The organism is Pandoraea aquatica (genome assembly GCF_902459565.1).
Taxonomy (GTDB): Bacteria; Pseudomonadota; Gammaproteobacteria; order Burkholderiales; family Burkholderiaceae; genus Pandoraea; species Pandoraea aquatica.
Genome location: NZ_CABPSN010000002.1, coordinates 1,052,860 through 1,070,885, shown reverse-complemented (window position 1 = coordinate 1,070,885; position 18,026 = coordinate 1,052,860). Strand labels below are relative to the sequence as shown.

The following is an 18,026-nucleotide window of genomic DNA, read 5'->3' as shown; positions in this document are numbered from 1 at the left end:
GCTGCATCCTCGCACCGAAACACACGCCGCGCGTGTCCTGAGACCGGCCACACGCGGCTTTTACACGTCTTACATAAGGAGAACCGAACGTGCTGATTTCCGAAGCCTTCGCTCAGACCGCTGGCGCCAGCGCCAGCCCCCTGGGCAACCTGACGAGCTTCCTGCCGCTCGTGCTGATGTTTGTGGTGCTGTACTTCATCATGATCCGTCCGCAGATGAAGCGTCAGAAAGAGACCCGCAACATGCTGGCCGCACTCGCCAAGGGCGACGAAGTCGTGACCTCGGGCGGCCTGGCCGGTCGTATCTCGAAGGTCGGCGAGACCTTCGTGACCGTTGAAATCGCCGACAACGTCGAGATCAACGTGCAGAAGGGCGCTATCACCACGTTGCTGCCGAAGGGCACCATCAAGGCGCTCTGATCGTTTGCACCACCGCACGCGGCCGCCCTTACCGGCGGCCGCAGTGCATGGCGACGCCGGTCCGGCTTGTCCGATACGCCTGCGTCGCCGTGCAAGACGGTCTGAAGCACGGTTTGCCACGAGGCATCACCCTAGCCCGCTGCTATGAATCGCTATCCTCTTTGGAAGTACATCGTCATTCTGGTGGCTCTTGCCATCGGGGTGCTCTACACGCTGCCGAACCTGTTCGGTGAAACACCGGCGGTACAGATTTCCAGCGTCAAGGCGACCGTCAAGGTCGATCCCTCGACGCTCTCGCGCGCCGAAGACGCGCTCAAGGCACAGAACATCGCCTATACCGGCGCGGTGTTCGACAGCACGGGCAACAACCCGAGCGTGCGTATCCGCTTCGCCGATACCGACACGCAGCTGCGCGCCAAGGATCTTCTCCAGACGTCGCTGAACACCGACGCGACCGATCCGACCTTCGTCGTCGCCCTCAACCTGCTGTCGGCCTCGCCGGAATGGCTCTCCAAAATCCACGCACTGCCGATGTACCTCGGCCTCGACCTGCGTGGCGGTGTGCACTTCCTGCTGCAGGTCGACATGGCCGGTGCGATTACCAAGCGTCTGGACGCGTCTGCTGCCGACGCCCGTACGCTGCTGCGTGACAAGAACATCCGCCACAACGGCGTGACGCGCACGGACACCGGCATCGAAGCCGCCTTCAGCTCGCAAGCAGACGCCGAGCGCGCCCGCAGCGCGCTCTCCGACGGTCTGCCCGACCTCGCCTACACCACGCAGCCCGCTGCGAACGGTGCGTTCAAGGTCGTGGGTGCGTTCACGGAAGCCGCCCGCCGCGCAGTGCAGGACAACGCCGTCAAGCAGAACATCGTCACGCTGCATAACCGGGTGAACGAACTCGGCGTGGCCGAACCGGTGATTCAGCAGGAAGGCCCGGACCGTATCGTCGTGCAGTTGCCCGGCGTGCAGGACACCGCCAAGGCCAAGGACATCATCGGTCGTACGGCAACGCTCGAAGCACGTCTGGCCGATCCGGATGCCCCGCGCATCGTGTCGGCCGACACGCCTGTGCCGCCGCAGGACGAACTGTTCCTGCACGGCAACGGTGCACCGGTCATGCTCAAGCGTCAGGTGATCTTCAGCGGCGACCGCATCACGAGCGCCTCGGCCGGCTTCGACGACCACCAGCAACCGTCGGTGAACATCAAGCTCGACGCCGCCGGCGGCCGTGTGCTGCGCGACGTCTCGCGTGACAACATCGGCAAGCCGATGGCGATCGTGCTGTTCGAGAAGGGCAAGGGCGAAGTGCTGACGGTGGCGAACATCCGCAGCGAACTGGGTCAGAGCTTCCAGATCACCGGTATGGGCTCGGCACAGGGTGCGAACGATCTGGCGCTGCTGCTGCGCGCCGGCTCGCTCGCCGCGCCGATGGAAATCATCGAAGAACGTACGATCGGCCCGAGCCTCGGTGCGGACAACATCCATAAGGGTGTCGACTCGGTGATGTATGGCTTCCTCGCCATCGCCGTGTTCATGATGGCGTACTACATGCTGTTCGGCGTGTTCTCGGTCATCGCACTGATGTTCAACCTGCTGCTGCTGGTGGCCGCGCTCTCGATGATGCAGGCCACGCTTACGCTGCCGGGTATCGCCGCTATCGCGCTCACGCTCGGTATGGCCATCGACGCGAACGTGCTGATCAACGAACGTATCCGTGAAGAGTTGCGCGGTGGTGCGTCGGCCCAGAAGGCGATTTCGCTGGGCTTCGAACACGCCTGGGCGACGATTCTGGACTCGAACGTGACCACGCTGATCGCCGGTCTGGCGCTGCTGGCCTTCGGTTCGGGCCCGGTGCGCGCGTTTGCCGTGGTGCACTGCCTGGGTATTCTGACCTCGATGTTCTCCGCCGTGTTCTTCTCGCGCGGTCTGGTCAACCTGTGGTACGGCGGCCGTCGCAAGCTCAAGTCGCTGGCGATCGGTCAGGTCTGGCGCCCGGACGGTGCGACGAACGCACCCGACGCAGGCGAGCAATAACCGCAGGCGCGAGAGGAAACAGTCATGGAATTTTTCCGCATCAAGAAAGACGTGCCGTTCATGCGGCATGCCCTGATCTTCAACGTCGTCTCGGCACTCACGTTCCTGGCGGCGGTGTTCTTCCTGCTCACGCGGGGCTTGCACCTGTCGATCGAGTTCACCGGCGGTACGGTCATGGAAGTGGCCTACACGCAAGCGGCCGATCTCGAGAAGATCCGAGGCGAAGTCGGCAAGCTCGGCTATCGCGACGTGCAGGTGCAGAGCTTCGGCACCTCGCGCGACGTGATGATCCGTCTGCCGATTCAGAGCGGTCCGGACGGCAAGCAGGTCACCAGCGCGCAGCAAAGCGACGCCGTGATGACCGCGCTCAAGGCCGACGCCCCCGACGTGTCGCTGCGTCGCGTGGAATTCGTCGGCCCGCAGATCGGGCACGAACTGTTCACGGACGGTCTGCTGGCACTGACCTTCGTGGTCGTCGGCATCATCATCTACCTGTCGTTCCGCTTCGAATGGAAGTTCGCCGTGGCCGGCGTGATCGCCAACTTGCACGACGTGGTGATCATTCTCGGCTTCTTCGCCTTCTTCCAGTGGGAGTTCTCGCTGGCGGTGCTCGCCGGGGTGCTCGCCGTGCTGGGCTACTCGGTGAACGAATCGGTCGTTATCTTCGACCGGATTCGCGAGACGTTCCGCAAGATGCGCAAGGCGACGGTGCAGGAAGTCATCGACCACGCCATCACGACGACGATGTCGCGTACCATCATCACGCACGCGAGTACGGAAATGATGGTGCTGTCGATGTTCTTCTTCGGTGGCCAAACGCTGCACTACTTCGCACTCGCCCTGACCGTGGGTATTCTGTTCGGTATCTACTCGTCGGTGTTCGTGGCCGCAGCGCTTGCGATGTGGTTCGGCGTGAAGCGCGAAGACCTCATCAAGCATGGCAGCAAGGATGACGAAGAAGGGCTGGATCGCAACGATCCGAACTTCGGCGCACGTGTCTGATTCACACGTCGTCGCACACGAAAAAGCCGCCGGCATGTCCGGCGGTTTTTTTTCGTCCGTCGTTCAGGCGTTACTCCCTTGATACCGCGGATGCACTGGGCGCAGGCTTCGTCAGGCGTTGCATCTCGCCAAACCATGCCGACAGCGCAAGCGACGCGTTGGCATCGGCGGCTTGCTGCCTGAGCGTATCGGCGTCGCCCCCTTCCATATGCGTATAGCTCACGCCACTACGCAAATCCTGCGCCCCTGCCGTCGAGAACAGATAGCGCTGCTGCGCCACCGCATAGCGACGGGCTGCCGGCACCGGGCCGAACAGCGGTTCACCGAACCCCACGTAAGGGGCGTCGGACAGGGCGAGGTGATAGAGCGTGGGGAAGATATCGCGATGCCCGACGAAGTCGTCCAGTCGCAGCGGCCCCATCGGTTGATACGCACGCGGCACACGGAAATAGATCGGCACGTGATAGCGCTCGAACGGCGAGAGCGACGCGTTGTCGAGATCACGCCATTGCGGCGCGCGATGATCGCCCGTCGCCACCAGAATCGTGCGCGAACTCATCGGTGAGTATTTGAGACGGTCGATGAAGTCACCAAGCGCATCCATCGCGTAACGATAGGCGCGCACGCCGCGCTGACGTTCGTCCCGCTCGGCGTCGCTGGCGGGTGACGCACGCCATCCCTTCGTGAGGTCGAACGGGCCCGTCGCCGCATCGTCGGGCACATTGAAGGGCCAGTGGTTACTCATCGTCAGTGCGAAAACGAACAGCGGCTGGCCGCGGGCGTCGGCCTCTTCGAGCATGTCGTGCACGTAGCGCCAGAGATAGCCGTCGTACACGCCGTAGGTGCCCGTGTCGGCGTGCGGATAACGCGCGACGATATCGGCGCGTGATCACCTCGTCAAACCCTTGCTGACGCATCACACGGTCGATGTGCCGCCAAGTGCGTGCGCCACCGTAGACGAATACGGTTCGATATCCCTTTTGCTGAAACGGTCTGGCGGCAGCCGACGTGAAGGAGACCGGCCGCGTGTCATCCGTCAGCATCAACGACTGGCTGCCGCTGTTGATCAGCAGATGTTCCAGCGTGGAGATCGTATCGGAGCGCGCGGCGACGGCATGCCGGAACCACCATCCGGCATCCAGATGCCTGCGCATCGCGCCTGCGATGGGAAAGCTGTCGGCGTCGAGCGACAGGCCGTAACCGCCCCACCCTTCCATCAGTCCGAAGACGACATGCGGCGGATGCGCTGCCAGCATGGCATTGGGCGGCGTGCGATGCCACGCGGCGTGCTGAAGGGCCGCTGTCGGATCGTATGCATGCTCCTCGTCGTTTGCGTTACCTTCACTGCTTTCGTTGCTTGCGTTGCTTTCGTCACCTTCGTCGCGCGGGCTGTCCACGCCCAACGCGCGAGCAAGCGCCGCAGCATCGTCGAAGCCGTGCGACTTCAGCGCGCGATTCGGTGTGTCTGCCCGTTCGTGCACTTCCCGACTTTGCCGGAACGCGAGGTAAAGCCGTACGGGCGTGTTGACGAGCAGGTCGTCGAGGATCGGACGCCGAGCCACGCTGACACCCTCCTGCGTCGTCAACTGCGAAGCGGGCTTGCCACAGGCGACTACCAACAAGGTCGAGACCACCGCGATCTGCGCGATTGCGTCGCGCCACGTCGCTTGACGATGCGGGACCAGCGTCAGGCGCAGCGTGCACCACGTCTGCAAGAGTGCGAGCCCCACCGCGCACAGCAACGCCGTGCCCACGGGGAGCAGATGCGCGGCGGCGTCCATGGCGATGCCGATATCGTCGTCGTAAATGCTGAAAATCTGTGGACCGAACGGCACGCCGAAGTAGCGCACGTAGAAGTGTTCCGCCAAGCCCGCCACGTTCACGGTGACAAACCAGAGCGCAACGCCTGCGACAAAAGCCGTCCGCATGGCGGGCGTCGACGCGAACATCCCCCGCCCGATCGCCAGCGGTAGCAGCCACGCCAACATTCCCCAACTGCTCAACAGGATGTCGTAGCGTGCGCCGTACCAGAGCCACAGCATCCATTCATGGGCACTCGTAATGACTGTGGCGTGCTGCGCGTCGGGCGTGAGCGTCATGACACCGAAGCCACGGATCAGCAGATTGCCGAGCCACGTCGCGACCATCACGGCGGCGCATAAGCGCCATAAACAAGGAAGTCGAGGAACGGCTGGCGAGGCGAGCGTCGCCGCCGGGATGTCGGCAGTCGAGGGCGTCATGAATGGACGGATGGTCGGAGGAGGGGCGGCCCGCTGCGCAGACGCGAGCGAGACCTGCATGGAGATGGCTGTCAGCCTGACAGCGAATGTCCGGCCCCCGATGCGGGCAATTTCACAACGTGCGTGTCTCCGGTCGAACGTGCACGCGCCACAGGCTTGCGGTAATCTCGCGGAATTCGCAATTTACGAATTTTCACGCCGATGAAGCCGATCCGCATCTGGGACTTGCCGACGCGATTGTTCCACTGGTCGTTCGTGGTACTGGCCGTCGCCGCCTACGTCACCGCCAAGACCGGTGGCAACGCCATGATCTATCACTTCTGGTGCGGCTATGCCGTGCTCGCGTTGCTGATCTTCCGTGTGATCTGGGGCATCGCCGGTCCGCGCTATGCGCGTTTCTCGGCGTTCCTGACCGGGCCGCGCACGTTCTTGCGCTCACTACGCGACACATCGAACACGTCGGATGCGTCGGGCACGTCGGAGATGCAAGCGCGCTTCGCCGGACATACGCCGCTCGGCGGCCTGTCCGTCATCGCCATGCTGTTGTTCTTCGGCATTCAGGTCGCGTTGGGCCTGCTCTCGAACGACGACATCTTCAACGACGGCCCGCTCGTCAAGTTCATCGACAAGGATACGAGCGACATGCTCACCGGCTGGCACCTGCGCAATCAATGGGTGCTGGTCGCGCTGGTGGCATTGCATGTGCTGGCCATTGCGTATTACCGCATCGCGCGCAAGAAGGATCTGATCCGGCCGATGATTCTCGGCGACAAGACGCTGCCGGGCCCCGTGCATCCGGCACGTGACGACTGGCGTGTGCGCGCGGGCGCGCTGGTGCTGATCGTGCTGGCGTCGGCGCTCGTGTACCGCCTCGTGCATCTCACACCTGCGGTGGCGGCATTGCCGTCATATTGACGACTCGCCGGTGTCCGACGAAGGTCGGCATCGCGCCCATGAAAAAAGCCGGTCGCTTGAAACGACCGGCTTTTTTGTGGGTGCGGCAGATGCCGCCAGACAGCTTACTTCGCGCGGAAGTTGTCGTGGCAGCTCTTGCAGGTTTGTGCCGCCTCGCCGAAAGCGGTCTTGATCGACGCGAGGTCACCGCCCTTGGCCACCGTGTTGAGCTTGGCCACCGCCGTTTCCATCTTCTCGGCAGCTTGCTGGAACTTCGCCTTGTCGGAGAAGACTTCCGGCTTGGCTTTGCTCTTGCCGTTCGTCTGGCCGCCCTCGAAGGCGGGCCACGGCAGCTTCGAGAGCGTGGCGACGAGTTCGGCGTTCTTCGCCACATCGTCCTTGTTGAACGGTGCGTCGCCCTTGACCACCGCACCGATGCGGCCGAAGTGGTTGCCCATCAGGAACAGCGCGGACTGACGGTACTCGACGGCGTCGTCGGCTTTGGCGAACTGGGCTTGAGCGAGGGCCGGCGTGAGGACGGCTGCGGCGAGCGCAACCACTGCGAGAGCGGACTTCATTCGTGGGGTTCTCCTTATGGTTTGTGCGGCTATGATACACACCAACTTGCGTACCCGTATGACACGATGGGACACGAGGGTCATATGCACAGAAGCCCGCCATAAGGTCGACGAACAAAGACGAACACCGAAGAACCATGCAAAACGGGCCGCAGAAGCGGCCCGTCTCGATGATGCAGATGCTGCGGATGAAGCGTCGCGAGCTTACACGCGCTTGGCGAGCGACTCGGCGATGCCGACGTAGTTCGCCGGCGTCATTTCCAGCAGACGCGCCTTGGCATCTTCCGGGATAGCGAGTTGCTTGATGAACGCCTGGAGTGCTTCGCGGGTGATGCCCTTACCACGCGTGAGCTCCTTCAGTTGCTCGTACGGGTTCGGCACACCGAAGCGGCGCATCACCGTCTGCACCGGCTCGGCCAGCACTTCCCACGTGTTGTCGAGGTCTTCGTCCAGACGCTGCGGGTTCACTTCGAGCTTGCCCAGACCGCGCAGGCACGAGTCGTACGCCAGCAGGCTGTAACCGAAGGCCACGCCGATGTTGCGCAGCACGGTCGAATCCGTCAGGTCACGCTGCCAGCGCGAGACCGGCAGCTTGTCGGCCAGGTGACGCAGCACGGCGTTGGCCAGACCGAGGTTGCCTTCCGAGTTTTCGAAGTCGATCGGGTTGACCTTGTGCGGCATGGTCGACGAGCCGATTTCGCCGGCCTTCGTCTTTTGCTTGAAGTAGCCGACCGAAATGTAGCCCCAGATGTCGCGATTCAGGTCGAGCAGGATCGTGTTGGCACGGGCCACGGCGTCGAACAGCTCGGCCATGTAATCGTGCGGTTCGATCTGGATCGTGTACGGGTTGAACGTGAGGCCCAGACGCTGTTCGATGACCGTCTTCGAGAACGTCTCCCAGTCGTATTCCGGGTAGGCCGACAGGTGCGCATTGTAGTTACCCACAGCACCGTTCATCTTCGCGAGCAGTTCGACGCGACGCACGCGCTCCAGCGCACGCGCCAGACGCACCGCCACGTTGGCGATTTCCTTGCCGAGCGTGGTCGGGGAAGCCGGTTGGCCGTGCGTGCGCGAGAGCATCGGCTGGGACGCATGTTCACGCGCCAGTTCACCGAGCTTCGTCACGAGCGATTCGAGGGCCGGGACGATGACTTCGTCGCGTGCGCCCTTGAGCATCATGCCGTGCGAGGTGTTGTTGATGTCTTCCGACGTGCAGGCGAAATGGATGAACTCGCTCGCCTTCTCCAGTTCGGCCTGCCCCTGCACCTTTTCCTTGAGCCAGTACTCCACGGCCTTCACGTCGTGGTTCGTGACCTTCTCGATGTCCTTGATGCGCTGGGCATCGGCATTCGAGAAGTTGGCTGCCAGATTCAGCAGGAACGTCTCCGCCGCGCCCGAGAACGGGGCGATCTCGGCGAAACCGGCCTTGGACAGGGCGATCAGCCAGTGGATTTCGACCTTCACGCGGTTGCGCATGAATGCCGCCTCGGACAGCCAGGGACGCAGGGCGTCGGTTTTGCTGGCGTAACGGCCGTCGAGCGGGGAAAGCGCGGTCAATGGGGAGAATTCGTCGGACATGGCACTGGGCACCGAAAAAGAAAATCGGGGGAGCCGGCGATGTGCCAACTCGGAAAGGCCAGTATTTTACCATTCCCGGGGCCTGGCCATCCCACACGTTATACTCTGCTCCGCGCTACAGCGATTTATCAAGGATTCACATGAAGTTGATCGGTGCCCTCGCCAGTCCCTACGTTCGTAAAGTCCGCATCGTGCTGGCTGAGAAAAAGCTCGACTACAAGCTCGAGCTGGAGAACGTCTGGGCCGACGACACCCGTATCCAGCAGTCGAACCCGATCGGCAAAGTGCCGTGTCTGGTCATGGAAGACGGCGAAGCCGTGTTCGATTCCCGGGTGATCTGCGAGTACCTCGACACCCTCTCCCCGGTCGGCAAGCTCATTCCTCCGTCGGGACGCGAACGCGCCGAAGTCTGCTGCTGGGAAGCCCTCGCCGATGGCGTGACGGACGCCGCCGTCCAGATTCGCGTCGAAAAGATGTTCCACGACGAAGCCTCGCGCTCGCAGGTCTTCATTGCGCGTCAGGTCGGCAAGATCGAGGAAAGCCTGCGGGCGATGGCGCGCGGACTCGACGAGCGCCAGTGGTGCGCAGGCAACCGCCTGACGCTGGCCGATGTGGCCGTCGTCTGCGCGCTCGGCTATCTCGACTTCCGCTATCAGGAAATCGACTGGCGCGGCGACCATCCGAACCTGGCGCGTCACTTCGAACGCATGTCCGCCCGCGCCTCGGTCGCGGACACCGTGCCGACGGACGTCGTGCCGGCACTTTGACGTGACACGGGGCGGTGGTGCCCTTCATCCTCGTAGCGCCTACGCCGCCCCAAACGTCTCATTGCGTCACCGTTCTTCGCATCCAGCCCTCCCCCACCCTCACCCGTCGCCGTGCCCGCCCGGCCGGAGTACCGCCCCGGCGGTACGCTCCCGCACGCGCGACGGCATGACGACCGCCGGTTGATCCCGCCCGCGGGCATTGGCTTTGCCCGCACGACGTGCGGCGTCGGCCGACGGGCTGCGGGTAATCAGCTCTCCCAGTCCCTGTAGCAAACGCCACGCGCGGGCGTTCTTCTCGTCGGCGACATCGGCCCTGCCTGCCCCTTCGCTCCCCTCGGCTTTCGTCACCGTCCGCACATTCGCGGCCTTGTCCCGCGTGTCACCCCGCCGCATTTCATCCGACGGAACGAGTGCCTGTGCCGCAGACGGCGAGGCTGCGCCTCCCGATGCCAACGGCGGTACGACAGCATTCGCCCCCCTGGCGTCGCGCAGACGCGAGTAACCCGCCATGACCTTGCGCACGTAGTTTTGCGTCTCGGGGAACGGCGGCACCTGACGGCCATACCGCAATACCGCCCCCTCGCCAGCGTTGTACGCCGCGAGTGCAAGACTGATATCGCCATCGAAGCGCGAGAGCAGCCAGCGCAGATACGACGCGCCTGCGCGCAGGTTCTCGGCAGGGTCTTCGAGACGACGCACACCGAAGCGCTGGCCGGTGCGCGGCAGGATCTGCATCAGCCCGATGGCCCCGCGCTCCGACACTGCCTGAGGGTCGTATCCCGACTCGGTGTCGATGATCGCGTGCAACAAGGCCGCATCGACGGAGGTCGCGTGGGCCGCGCGACGCACGAGCGCATCGAAGGGGAGCTTTGCAGGGATTGCAGTCGCGATAGCGCCGGGGTTGGCGGGTGTGCGGCTCGCCTGCGATGCTGAATCGGCAAGATCGAGGCGACTCTCCGGATCGGACGCGACGTTCGGGTCAGCCTGCGGGATCTGCCCCACAACAGGTGTCGCGGTCCTCGCCGACGCGATGGGCGGTGGCGTCGATGCCTGCGCCTCCCGAAACGACGAGACGAGGCGTCTCGCGGCATCACGTGTGCGCGTCGCATAGGGCGCATTGATCACGTCAGGCGCCCCCGGCGTCTCATGCGCCTCGCGCAGCGCTGTGCCGGTTCCACCGGCCACACCCGTCCTATTCACGACATGCCCCGTCGTCGGCACGGCGATCTGCGCATCCGCAACTCTTGGATGATGCGGCAGCAATCCCCGATCCGCCGCCAATGTCGGCAAACCGCTCAGCCCCAGCGCGCCGGACATCAGCAAAACGTGACGCCAGCGCGACCGCCCCCGATTCGTCAACCGCCCGCTCATGCGCCCTCCCCGTCACGAGTTCGCATCGCCGGACCTGCCGGTGCATCGGCTTCTGCCGAGGACGTCTGCACCTCATAAGGCAAATCCAGTGCGAGACGCAGAATCGCGGCGACTGCATCGAAGAGGTCTGGCGGGATCGGTGCATCGATGTCGACATCGTCCATCAGCCGCCGCGCCACCGGCACATGCTCAACGACCGGCACGCCCTCGCGCTCCGCGATCCGCACAATCGTGCGCGCCCGCGCGTGGCGGCCCTTCTCGATCACCAGCGGCACAGCCGTCTCGCCGGGCACGTAACGCAGACAAATGGCGAGACGCGTCGGGTTGCGCACCACCGCCGTCGACCGCTTGACGTTGTCCGACAGGCTGCCGCTCTCGATCGTCTCCCGGTGAATCTCGCGCCGCTTGTTCTTGATCTCGCGGTTGCCCTCCACCTCCTTGGACTCACGCTTGGTCTCGTCGTGAGACATCATGAGCTGTTTGCGCAACTGATACTTCTGATACGCGAAGTCCAGCCCGCCGAACACGACATAGGCGATCACCAGCACCGCCATCAACCAGAACATCAGCCGCACGGTGAGCGCCAGCCCGCAGGACGGTCCGCACTGCGCAAGCACGGCCAGCGACGGCGTGTACTGCCGGATCAGATAGAAGAACACCAGCCCCAGCACGACGACCTTAACGAGCGACTTGCCGAACTCGAAAAGCGATTGCATCGAGAACAGCTGCTTGGCTTTGGCGACGGGGTCGATGCGCTCGTACTTCGGACGAATCACTTCAGGTGCGACCAGCGCGCCCACTTGCAGGACCATCGCGAGCCACGTCGTCACGATCAGCAGCACGGCAAGGCCGCCAGCGAAGCGCACGAAGATCAACAGCGACGGACCGAGCATGCCCTGCACCGCTTCCTCCACCGGATCGCGCAGCACGAGCAGCATGCGGGCAATCAGCGCTTGCAGCGCGTCGTAGAGAGCAGGCCCCTCGAACGTCAGCCACGCGAGCGTTACGCCGAGTTGCATACAGACGGCAAGATCGGCACTCTTGGCGACGCGCCCCTTCTTGCGCTCGTCCTGAATCTTCTTGGGTGTCGGGGGAAGGTTCTTCTCGCTCATGCGCGCCTCACGAAGCGGGAAGCGCCATGGCGGCCCATGTGCGGAACACCTCAGGCAGGCGATACCAGTGCGCGAGCGGCACGGCAATGGCGAACGGGAGACTTGCAACGGTCACAAGCAGCGCCATCGCGCTCTTGACCGGCATCGCGAGGAAGAACACGTTGAGCTGTTGCGCCGCGCGGTTCACGAAGCCCATCGACATATCGACGAGCACCATCACGACCATCGCAGGCAACGCCACCGCCACGCACATCACCTGCATCGCCTGCCAGAGCGACAGCAGCCAGGCGACGGACGCGTCCTCCCATCGCCATGACTGCCCGATGGGCAACGCCGTGTACGAGTCGTACAACGTGCCCAGCACCGCATGCGCCGCCGGCGTGACGAAGAAAAGCACGCAGAGCATCTGGGTCAATGCAATGCCGAAGATCGACGATTGCGCGCTCATGAGCGGGTTGAGCACGCTGGCCATCGACGCCCCGCGCATGGTGTCGATCACATACCCCGTCATGTCGACGGCCCAGAACGGCAACGCCGCCACGAAGCCCACAAGACCGCCGATGAAGAGCTCGCGCAAGATCAACATGCCCCACGCGCTCCATTGCGTTGGCAGATCGGGGGTCGCATGCACGAGCGCGACGACCGGCAACGCGAGCGCGAGCACCAGCGCGTTGCGCAACATGCCCGCGCCCAACATGCCGACCGACAGCACCGGCAGCAACATCGCAACACCCAGCGGGCGCAGCATCGCCACGCCCCACGCCAGCGTCCAGCCGAACAGATCGGTCCACTGCGGCGCGATCAGCGTATCGGACGACGCCGTCATGGCGGTGATCTTCGTCATATCAACCATATCGACCATGGCGCTCACCCCATCCGGCTGATTTGCTCGAACGCGCTGCCCGCGTAGTTGAGCAACACGTGGCCCATCCATGCGTAGGTCGCAGCCAGCGTGACCGACACCGCAATGAGCTTGATGAGGAACTGGACGGTCTGGTCCTGCACCTGCGTAAGCGCCTGCACCAGCGACACCAGCACGCCGACGGCGGACGCAACGACGACCGTCGGCAGTGACATCAGCAATGTGAGCCAGAGCATTTCACTGGTGAGATTGACGACGATGGCTTCGCTCATGCGCAGGCTCCCCTCGGTGTCATGCGTAGGAGAGCATTAACTGCCGCACCAGTTGCTCCCAACCGTTCATCATCACGAAGATGAGCAGCTTGAACGGCAGCGCGATGGTCATGGGCGACCATCATCATCCCCATCGCAAGCAGAATGTTCGAGATCACCAGATCGATCACGATGAACGGCAGATAGAGCAGTAAGCCGATCTTGAAGGCCTCGGCCAACTGACTCAGCGCGAAGGCAGGCATCAGTACGAGCAGCGAGTCCTCAGCGAGCCGGTCGCGATGCGCTTGCGGCCATGTCTCGTTCCCCAACCCGGCGAAGAAGTCACGCTGTCTGGCGTCGGTGTGACGGGTGAGGAACGCACGGTACGGTGAGAGCACGCTGGCATCGACGTCGGCCACGAAGCTTTTCGAAGAGAGCGAAACCGGCCGGGAACCAAGGTTCGCTTCGATATCGAACGCGACCGGCGCCATGATGAAACAGGTGAGCACGAGCGACAGACCGTAGATGGCGATGTTCGGTGGGATCTGCTGCGTACCCAGCGCATTGCGTAGCAGCGCGAAGACGACCGCCAGTTTCAGGAAAGCAGTCCCCAGCACCACCAGCAGCGGCATGATCGAGAGCAGCGAAAGCAAGACGACAAGCTGCACCGGGTGGTCGAGCAGGGACATACGAACTCCAATGAACGCCTGGGTCCACCGGACGAGCGCGTCGGCCGGCGAGGACGAAGGAAGAGACTGCGGGACGAGGCGAAACGACATGGCAGCGACGCGGCCGTACCGTGGCCGCAACGTAGCCGTAGTGCAGTCGCGTGCGGACGAAGCACGACGCAGAGGTCGTCGATCGGCAAATGGTAGGACGTGGCCGAATGCACGCCCATCGGGTCACGACCCGAAATCAGGGCACCGGGTCGATTTGCACCGCCAGCCGTCCGTCGCCGAAGCGCAAAAGACGTCCGTTGACCCATGGCGTGCCATCGCGCCAGAGCGCGACGTGGGCGGCGCTCAACACGCTTTGTGGCGCGTGTTCGTGTGACGTGGCGCGCCCGAGATGCCACGCCGCCAGACTCGGAATGGACAACGCCCTTTCGGCAATGACCGCGACCAGACGGGTACATGGCGCTGCGCCGTCTCCGGCGTCCGACGTCGCGATATCGGGCATTGCGACGTGACGCCCCGACGGCTGTCCATCGCGCATGGCAATGCCTCGCGTACCGTCGAGCAGCCAGTATTCACCGGACGCAACGTCGGCCGCCACGTCGAGCAGTACCGCGCCGCCCCCGCGCAGGCGATCGCAAAGCGAGGCGGGAAGCTCACCCCAGCCCGCCGCGAGGATGCATCGACGCGTCGGCAGACCGGACGGGTCCAGCGGCGTATCGCTCGGCAGTGCGTGCTGACAACGGTCCGTGAGCCACGACGTCACACCATCGAGATGCATTAACGCCAACCGGCGCGCCTCACGCTGCAACACAATGCCGATTCGCCACGTCGTCTCGACGGGCTCACGCGTCATCGTCGTCACCTGCGGCCAGGACGTCGGCGCAGCCGGTGCAGCCTGTGCGTCCGGGCACTCACGATGCGTCGCGGCAGCCCGCTTTTCCGTGTCCCACGCGCGCCCGGTCATCGCCTCGCGCTGAGGGTCGTCCTCCCCCTCGGTGTCCACGCCCTCCGTCGCGAAGGTCAGCGACGCCGCGCTCGCCTGCCAGTCCGGCGGCAAAGCGTCCCAAGACGGCACGGGAAGCCGGTCGCCGAGCCAGTCCGCCCATTGCCTGGCATCGCACCAGAAGCGCGTCTGCCCCACGACACCCTCGTCGACCCGTGCGGTCACAACGAGGCCGTCGCCCCCTGCGTAGAGCCATCCAACGCGCACCTCCGTCCCGCCTTCGTTGAAGCGCACGCAACCCGAGCCCGCCAGCACCCCCTCCAGTGCAACGCCGACATCCTGCGTGGACGGATGATCCGACACCCCGCTCGCCTCACGGCACATAGCGTGCCTCGACTTCCACCGTGACGGGCAGCGCAAAGCGCGACGTCAACGTCCGCGAGAGTTGCCCACGATGCGCCAGCAGCCTGCGATACATCGCCAGACGCACGCACAGCAGACTCACGGTGATGCCCTGCGCGCCTTGCGATTGACGAAACAGCGATTTGAGCTGTTGCATCAACGCCAGGCCGGGCGACTTTCCGTCTCCGCATTCGAGAGCCCCAAATGCCTCGATGGCCCATACGTCCGACGTCGTCAACGCGTCGAGCGTGCGCCGAAGTCGCGTGCGGGTTTCCGCATCGAGCCCATTGTCTGCCAACCACGCAGCGACAACCAATGCAGCGTGCCCACCCGACATCTGCGCCTGACGGATCAGTTGATGAGGGTCGGGGACAAACGGGAGATCGCGCAATTGACTGCGCAGCCGTTCGAACTGCGCACCGTTCACGCGTGCGAATCGTTGCATCTGCTGTTCGAACAACGCGCGCGCGCGTTGCTTGTCGTCGCGAACGTCTCGCTCGCCGGTGCGCCGAAAGCGAACGCCCAGTGCGAAGCTCAGATTTTCCTGCGACTCGGAGAATGCGGCTTCCTCGTTCTGCGCGATGGTCGCTTCGATCAGCGCCACGTGCCCCGGCAAGTCCGTCGGCGCTCCACGAGACGAAAGACCGTCGGCTTCGAGCGCCTGCCATTCGTCCGTCAATATGCGCTCGAGCGCCTTGTTTTCCTGCGGTGTCTGAACGCTCGAATTTGCGGACGTGGGCAGACGCTCAACCATAAGCGACCTCCAGATTCGGCACGGCGCGCAAACGTTTGATCACCGCCGCCAGATCCGCGTCGAGATCCAGACGCACGGTGACCCACTCGCTTTCGATGTGCGCCTGACGGCCCGAGAGCGACGCATCCGGCGTACACGCGAGCATGATGTCAGCCTCGCGCAATGCGTCTGTGACAGCGCTGTGGTGCGCAGTCGGCACACGCAGGACGAGGGCGCCTTCGCGTACGAGGCCGGGCAGCGTTTGCCCGATACGATGCGCGAAGCGCTCACCGACGTCGAGTTTGCCGACGAAATTCGCCAGCGCGCCCGTCATCGCATCGGCAACTCTGCGCTCCAGCGAACGCACAATCTCGCGCTCCATCGACGCTTCGTCGACCAACCAATCCACCGTCTGCGCGATGGCCGCTTGCCGCGCGGCTTCCGCCTGTGTCGACGCCTCCTGTCTGGCACGCGCCTGCGCCGCTTCCTGCCACGCATTGCGCTGCACCTCGACATCGTGTCGCGTCTGCTCGCGCTCCGCTAGCGCAGCGTCGCGCTCGGCACGCGCCTCGCTCATCCAACGTGCCCGCTGACCGGCGTCTTCACGCAGTCGAGTAAGTCCTTCGGCGGAAATCACCGGCCCCGCCGGAGCGGGGCCGTCAATCGTTTCGATGGGGGTCAATGCGTAGTCGACGACATACATAGCATTTTCTCCAACGCCGCGAGTCGCGGCCAGATATCGTCCGTGACCGGATCGCCGCCCACTGCCGATGCGGCGGTCGTCGCCGGCGGTGGAAGCACGATCCGTGCAGCCATTTGGACGGTGGCGACGTCGTCGATCGTCGCGACGGGATCGTCGGGCGCGTCCGAAGTGCCCAGCGATGCGCGCGCGGCAGCGGCGGCATCAAGCTGTTCACCGGTCGTCGCCATGGCCGCCATGGCAATCTCGTCCGCCGCAAACGCACGGTGCGACGGCCAGTCGTGCCGCGTTAGCAGAAGACGATCGCATTGCCACGCGTCCAACCACGGCGAGAGCGCACGACGATAGGCCCCGAGCAGCAGGTAATCCGGACAGCCCAGCACGCGCAATCCGTGGGCCAGCGCGACGCGGCGCAAGTTCGGCATCAGTTGCACCATGGCGAGCGCAGCGTCGCTCCGGGGAAGCGAGCAGTCCATTCGCCCGGCCACCGGCCATCCGCGTCGCTGGACCAATAGCCTGTCGACTGGCGGACGACACGCCGCATGTCTGCGGTACAGTGCACGCCAAGCCGACATCCCGAATGTGTCCCACCACTGCACATCCATATGCCATCCGGGTCGCCAGATCAGATGCGTCAGCCAAGCGCACGTCATCACGTCGCTCTCGCCAGGCGCTGCCGTAACCGGACGACCCATGCGCCCCGTCGACGCCACGCCATCGCACCGGCCACGGCGAGCACCATCGCCGCCGTCGCGAACATTCCCCACCCCAGCCACGGACGCCACGACATCTCGCCGTCACCGTTCGCCGGCACGGCGGCCGCTTCAATGGCTGCCCGAGGCAAACGATAGTCCGCCGGTTGCAGCACGATGCTGATGCGCTCCGGCGATACCCCCGGTACGCTGTCGTGCACCAGACTGCGAATATCGGTCATGCGCTGTGTCATATTGATCTCGGGGCTGTACTTCACGAAGACGGCGACGCCCGGTGGCAAGGTGGCCCGTCCGGCCGAGTCCGTCGGCACTTGCGCAATGGAAACCTCCGCCACCATCACACCGTCGAGCGCCGCCAGCATGCGCTCCAGCCGCTGCTCCTTGAGAAAGATGAGTTTCGCCTGCTCCTGCACCGGAGAACTGACGAGTTGTCCCGGCGGAAACACATCTTCGACCGATGCCCGCTTCTGACGCGGCAACCCATGTTGACGCAGCACCTCGACGCCACGCACGAAATCGCTCCGCTCAATCCGGACGGTCATGCCCGTGGTGTCCGCGCGCTTGTCCGCCTGAAGCCCGGAGACCAGCAACAGCGCGAGCATCTGATTCGCTTCGGTTTCGCTCAGCGCGCGATGCAACTCGACTTTGCAGCCGACGAGCATCAGCAAAAGCAAGCCAACGAGAAGGGTCCGCCCTGATGCGATGCCCACAGCGAACGGCATGACGCCCTTCATGACGCGACCGCAG

Annotated in this window: 18 protein-coding genes and 1 pseudogene; 5 read left to right on the top strand and 14 right to left on the bottom strand. The window is 64.2% G+C overall.

What is annotated here, in order from left to right; all coding sequences use genetic code 11:
- The first annotated feature begins 89 nt into the window (after positions 1 to 89).
- The 3 genes from yajC (at position 90) to secF (ending at position 3,458) form a co-directional block, all read left to right on the top strand.
- Positions 90 to 419: a preprotein translocase subunit YajC gene (gene yajC / locus PAQ31011_RS10410; protein WP_150575699.1), complete on the top strand. Its 330-nt coding sequence runs from the start codon at positions 90 to 92 to the stop codon at positions 417 to 419.
- 144 nt (positions 420 to 563) lie between these two features.
- On the top strand, positions 564 to 2,456 hold the full coding sequence (gene secD, locus PAQ31011_RS10405; RefSeq protein WP_150575698.1) for a protein translocase subunit SecD: 1,893 nt from the start codon (positions 564 to 566) through the stop codon (positions 2,454 to 2,456).
- 24 nt (positions 2,457 to 2,480) lie between these two features.
- Positions 2,481 to 3,458 carry a protein translocase subunit SecF gene (secF, locus tag PAQ31011_RS10400; RefSeq protein WP_150575697.1) on the top strand — a complete coding sequence of 326 codons (978 nt, stop codon included), beginning with the start codon at positions 2,481 to 2,483 and terminating at the stop codon, positions 3,456 to 3,458.
- Between the two features lie 70 nt (positions 3,459 to 3,528).
- Here the strand turns inward: secF and PAQ31011_RS10395 are convergent, their stop codons facing one another.
- Together PAQ31011_RS10395 and PAQ31011_RS10390 are read right to left on the bottom strand one after the other, a co-directional pair.
- Positions 3,529 to 4,257: an LTA synthase family protein gene (locus PAQ31011_RS10395; protein ID WP_150575696.1), complete on the bottom strand. Its 729-nt coding sequence runs from the start codon at positions 4,255 to 4,257 to the stop codon at positions 3,529 to 3,531.
- On the bottom strand, positions 4,196 to 5,698 hold the full coding sequence (locus tag PAQ31011_RS10390; RefSeq protein WP_150575695.1) for an LTA synthase family protein: 1,503 nt from the start codon (positions 5,696 to 5,698) through the stop codon (positions 4,196 to 4,198). Before PAQ31011_RS10390 ends, PAQ31011_RS10395 begins: the two co-directional genes overlap by 62 nt.
- 201 nt (positions 5,699 to 5,899) lie before the next feature.
- Between PAQ31011_RS10390 and PAQ31011_RS10385 the strand changes: the two genes are divergently transcribed.
- Positions 5,900 to 6,613 (top strand): cytochrome b/b6 domain-containing protein, encoded by a 714-nt coding sequence (locus PAQ31011_RS10385; RefSeq protein ID WP_150575694.1) that lies wholly within the window; start codon positions 5,900 to 5,902, stop codon positions 6,611 to 6,613.
- 104 nt (positions 6,614 to 6,717) lie between these two features.
- Here PAQ31011_RS10385 and PAQ31011_RS10380 read toward each other — a convergent pair whose 3' ends face one another.
- Together PAQ31011_RS10380 and purB are read right to left on the bottom strand one after the other, a co-directional pair.
- Positions 6,718 to 7,170, bottom strand: coding sequence for a c-type cytochrome (locus PAQ31011_RS10380; protein WP_150575693.1), 453 nt, complete (start codon positions 7,168 to 7,170; stop codon positions 6,718 to 6,720).
- A 204-nt stretch (positions 7,171 to 7,374) separates the two neighbouring features.
- Positions 7,375 to 8,748, bottom strand: coding sequence for an adenylosuccinate lyase (purB, locus tag PAQ31011_RS10375; RefSeq protein WP_150575692.1), 1,374 nt, complete (start codon positions 8,746 to 8,748; stop codon positions 7,375 to 7,377).
- Positions 8,749 to 8,888: 140 nt separating this feature from the next.
- On the opposite strand from purB, the gene PAQ31011_RS10370 reads away from it, so the two are divergent.
- Positions 8,889 to 9,515 carry a glutathione S-transferase family protein gene (locus PAQ31011_RS10370; protein ID WP_150575691.1) on the top strand — a complete coding sequence of 209 codons (627 nt, stop codon included), beginning with the start codon at positions 8,889 to 8,891 and terminating at the stop codon, positions 9,513 to 9,515.
- 99 nt (positions 9,516 to 9,614) lie between these two features.
- On the opposite strand, the gene PAQ31011_RS26955 is transcribed toward PAQ31011_RS10370, so the two are convergent.
- The 10 genes and pseudogenes from PAQ31011_RS26955 to sctJ all read right to left on the bottom strand — a co-directional run bounded on the left by PAQ31011_RS26955 (position 9,615) and on the right by sctJ (position 18,001).
- Positions 9,615 to 10,886, bottom strand: a complete 1,272-nt coding sequence (locus tag PAQ31011_RS26955; protein ID WP_343031667.1) for a lytic transglycosylase domain-containing protein — start codon at positions 10,884 to 10,886, stop codon at positions 9,615 to 9,617.
- Positions 10,883 to 11,998, bottom strand: coding sequence for an EscU/YscU/HrcU family type III secretion system export apparatus switch protein (locus PAQ31011_RS10360; protein WP_150575690.1), 1,116 nt, complete (start codon positions 11,996 to 11,998; stop codon positions 10,883 to 10,885). Before PAQ31011_RS10360 ends, PAQ31011_RS26955 begins: the two co-directional genes overlap by 4 nt.
- Before the next feature lie 7 nt (positions 11,999 to 12,005).
- Positions 12,006 to 12,842 (bottom strand): type III secretion system export apparatus subunit SctT, encoded by an 837-nt coding sequence (gene sctT / locus PAQ31011_RS10355; protein WP_150575689.1) that lies wholly within the window; start codon positions 12,840 to 12,842, stop codon positions 12,006 to 12,008.
- A 23-nt stretch (positions 12,843 to 12,865) separates the two neighbouring features.
- Complete coding sequence (sctS, locus tag PAQ31011_RS10350) at positions 12,866 to 13,132, bottom strand: type III secretion system export apparatus subunit SctS (protein WP_039396281.1); 267 nt, start codon at positions 13,130 to 13,132, stop codon at positions 12,866 to 12,868.
- A 19-nt stretch (positions 13,133 to 13,151) separates the two neighbouring features.
- A pseudogene (gene sctR / locus PAQ31011_RS10345) lies at positions 13,152 to 13,800 on the bottom strand (type III secretion system export apparatus subunit SctR).
- A 226-nt stretch (positions 13,801 to 14,026) separates the two neighbouring features.
- Positions 14,027 to 15,094 carry a hypothetical protein gene (locus PAQ31011_RS10340; protein ID WP_150575688.1) on the bottom strand — a complete coding sequence of 356 codons (1,068 nt, stop codon included), beginning with the start codon at positions 15,092 to 15,094 and terminating at the stop codon, positions 14,027 to 14,029.
- Between the two features lie 10 nt (positions 15,095 to 15,104).
- Positions 15,105 to 15,887: an HrpJ domain-containing protein gene (locus tag PAQ31011_RS10335; RefSeq protein ID WP_150575687.1), complete on the bottom strand. Its 783-nt coding sequence runs from the start codon at positions 15,885 to 15,887 to the stop codon at positions 15,105 to 15,107.
- Positions 15,880 to 16,569, bottom strand: a complete 690-nt coding sequence (locus PAQ31011_RS10330; protein ID WP_150575686.1) for a hypothetical protein — start codon at positions 16,567 to 16,569, stop codon at positions 15,880 to 15,882. The genes PAQ31011_RS10335 and PAQ31011_RS10330 overlap by 8 nt, the downstream gene beginning before the upstream one ends.
- Positions 16,545 to 17,219, bottom strand: coding sequence for a type III secretion system domain-containing protein (locus PAQ31011_RS10325; RefSeq protein ID WP_150575685.1), 675 nt, complete (start codon positions 17,217 to 17,219; stop codon positions 16,545 to 16,547). The genes PAQ31011_RS10330 and PAQ31011_RS10325 overlap by 25 nt, the downstream gene beginning before the upstream one ends.
- Positions 17,219 to 18,001 (bottom strand): type III secretion system inner membrane ring lipoprotein SctJ, encoded by a 783-nt coding sequence (gene sctJ, locus PAQ31011_RS10320; RefSeq protein ID WP_246179465.1) that lies wholly within the window; start codon positions 17,999 to 18,001, stop codon positions 17,219 to 17,221. Before sctJ ends, PAQ31011_RS10325 begins: the two co-directional genes overlap by 1 nt.
- Between the last annotated feature and the right edge of the window lie 25 nt (positions 18,002 to 18,026).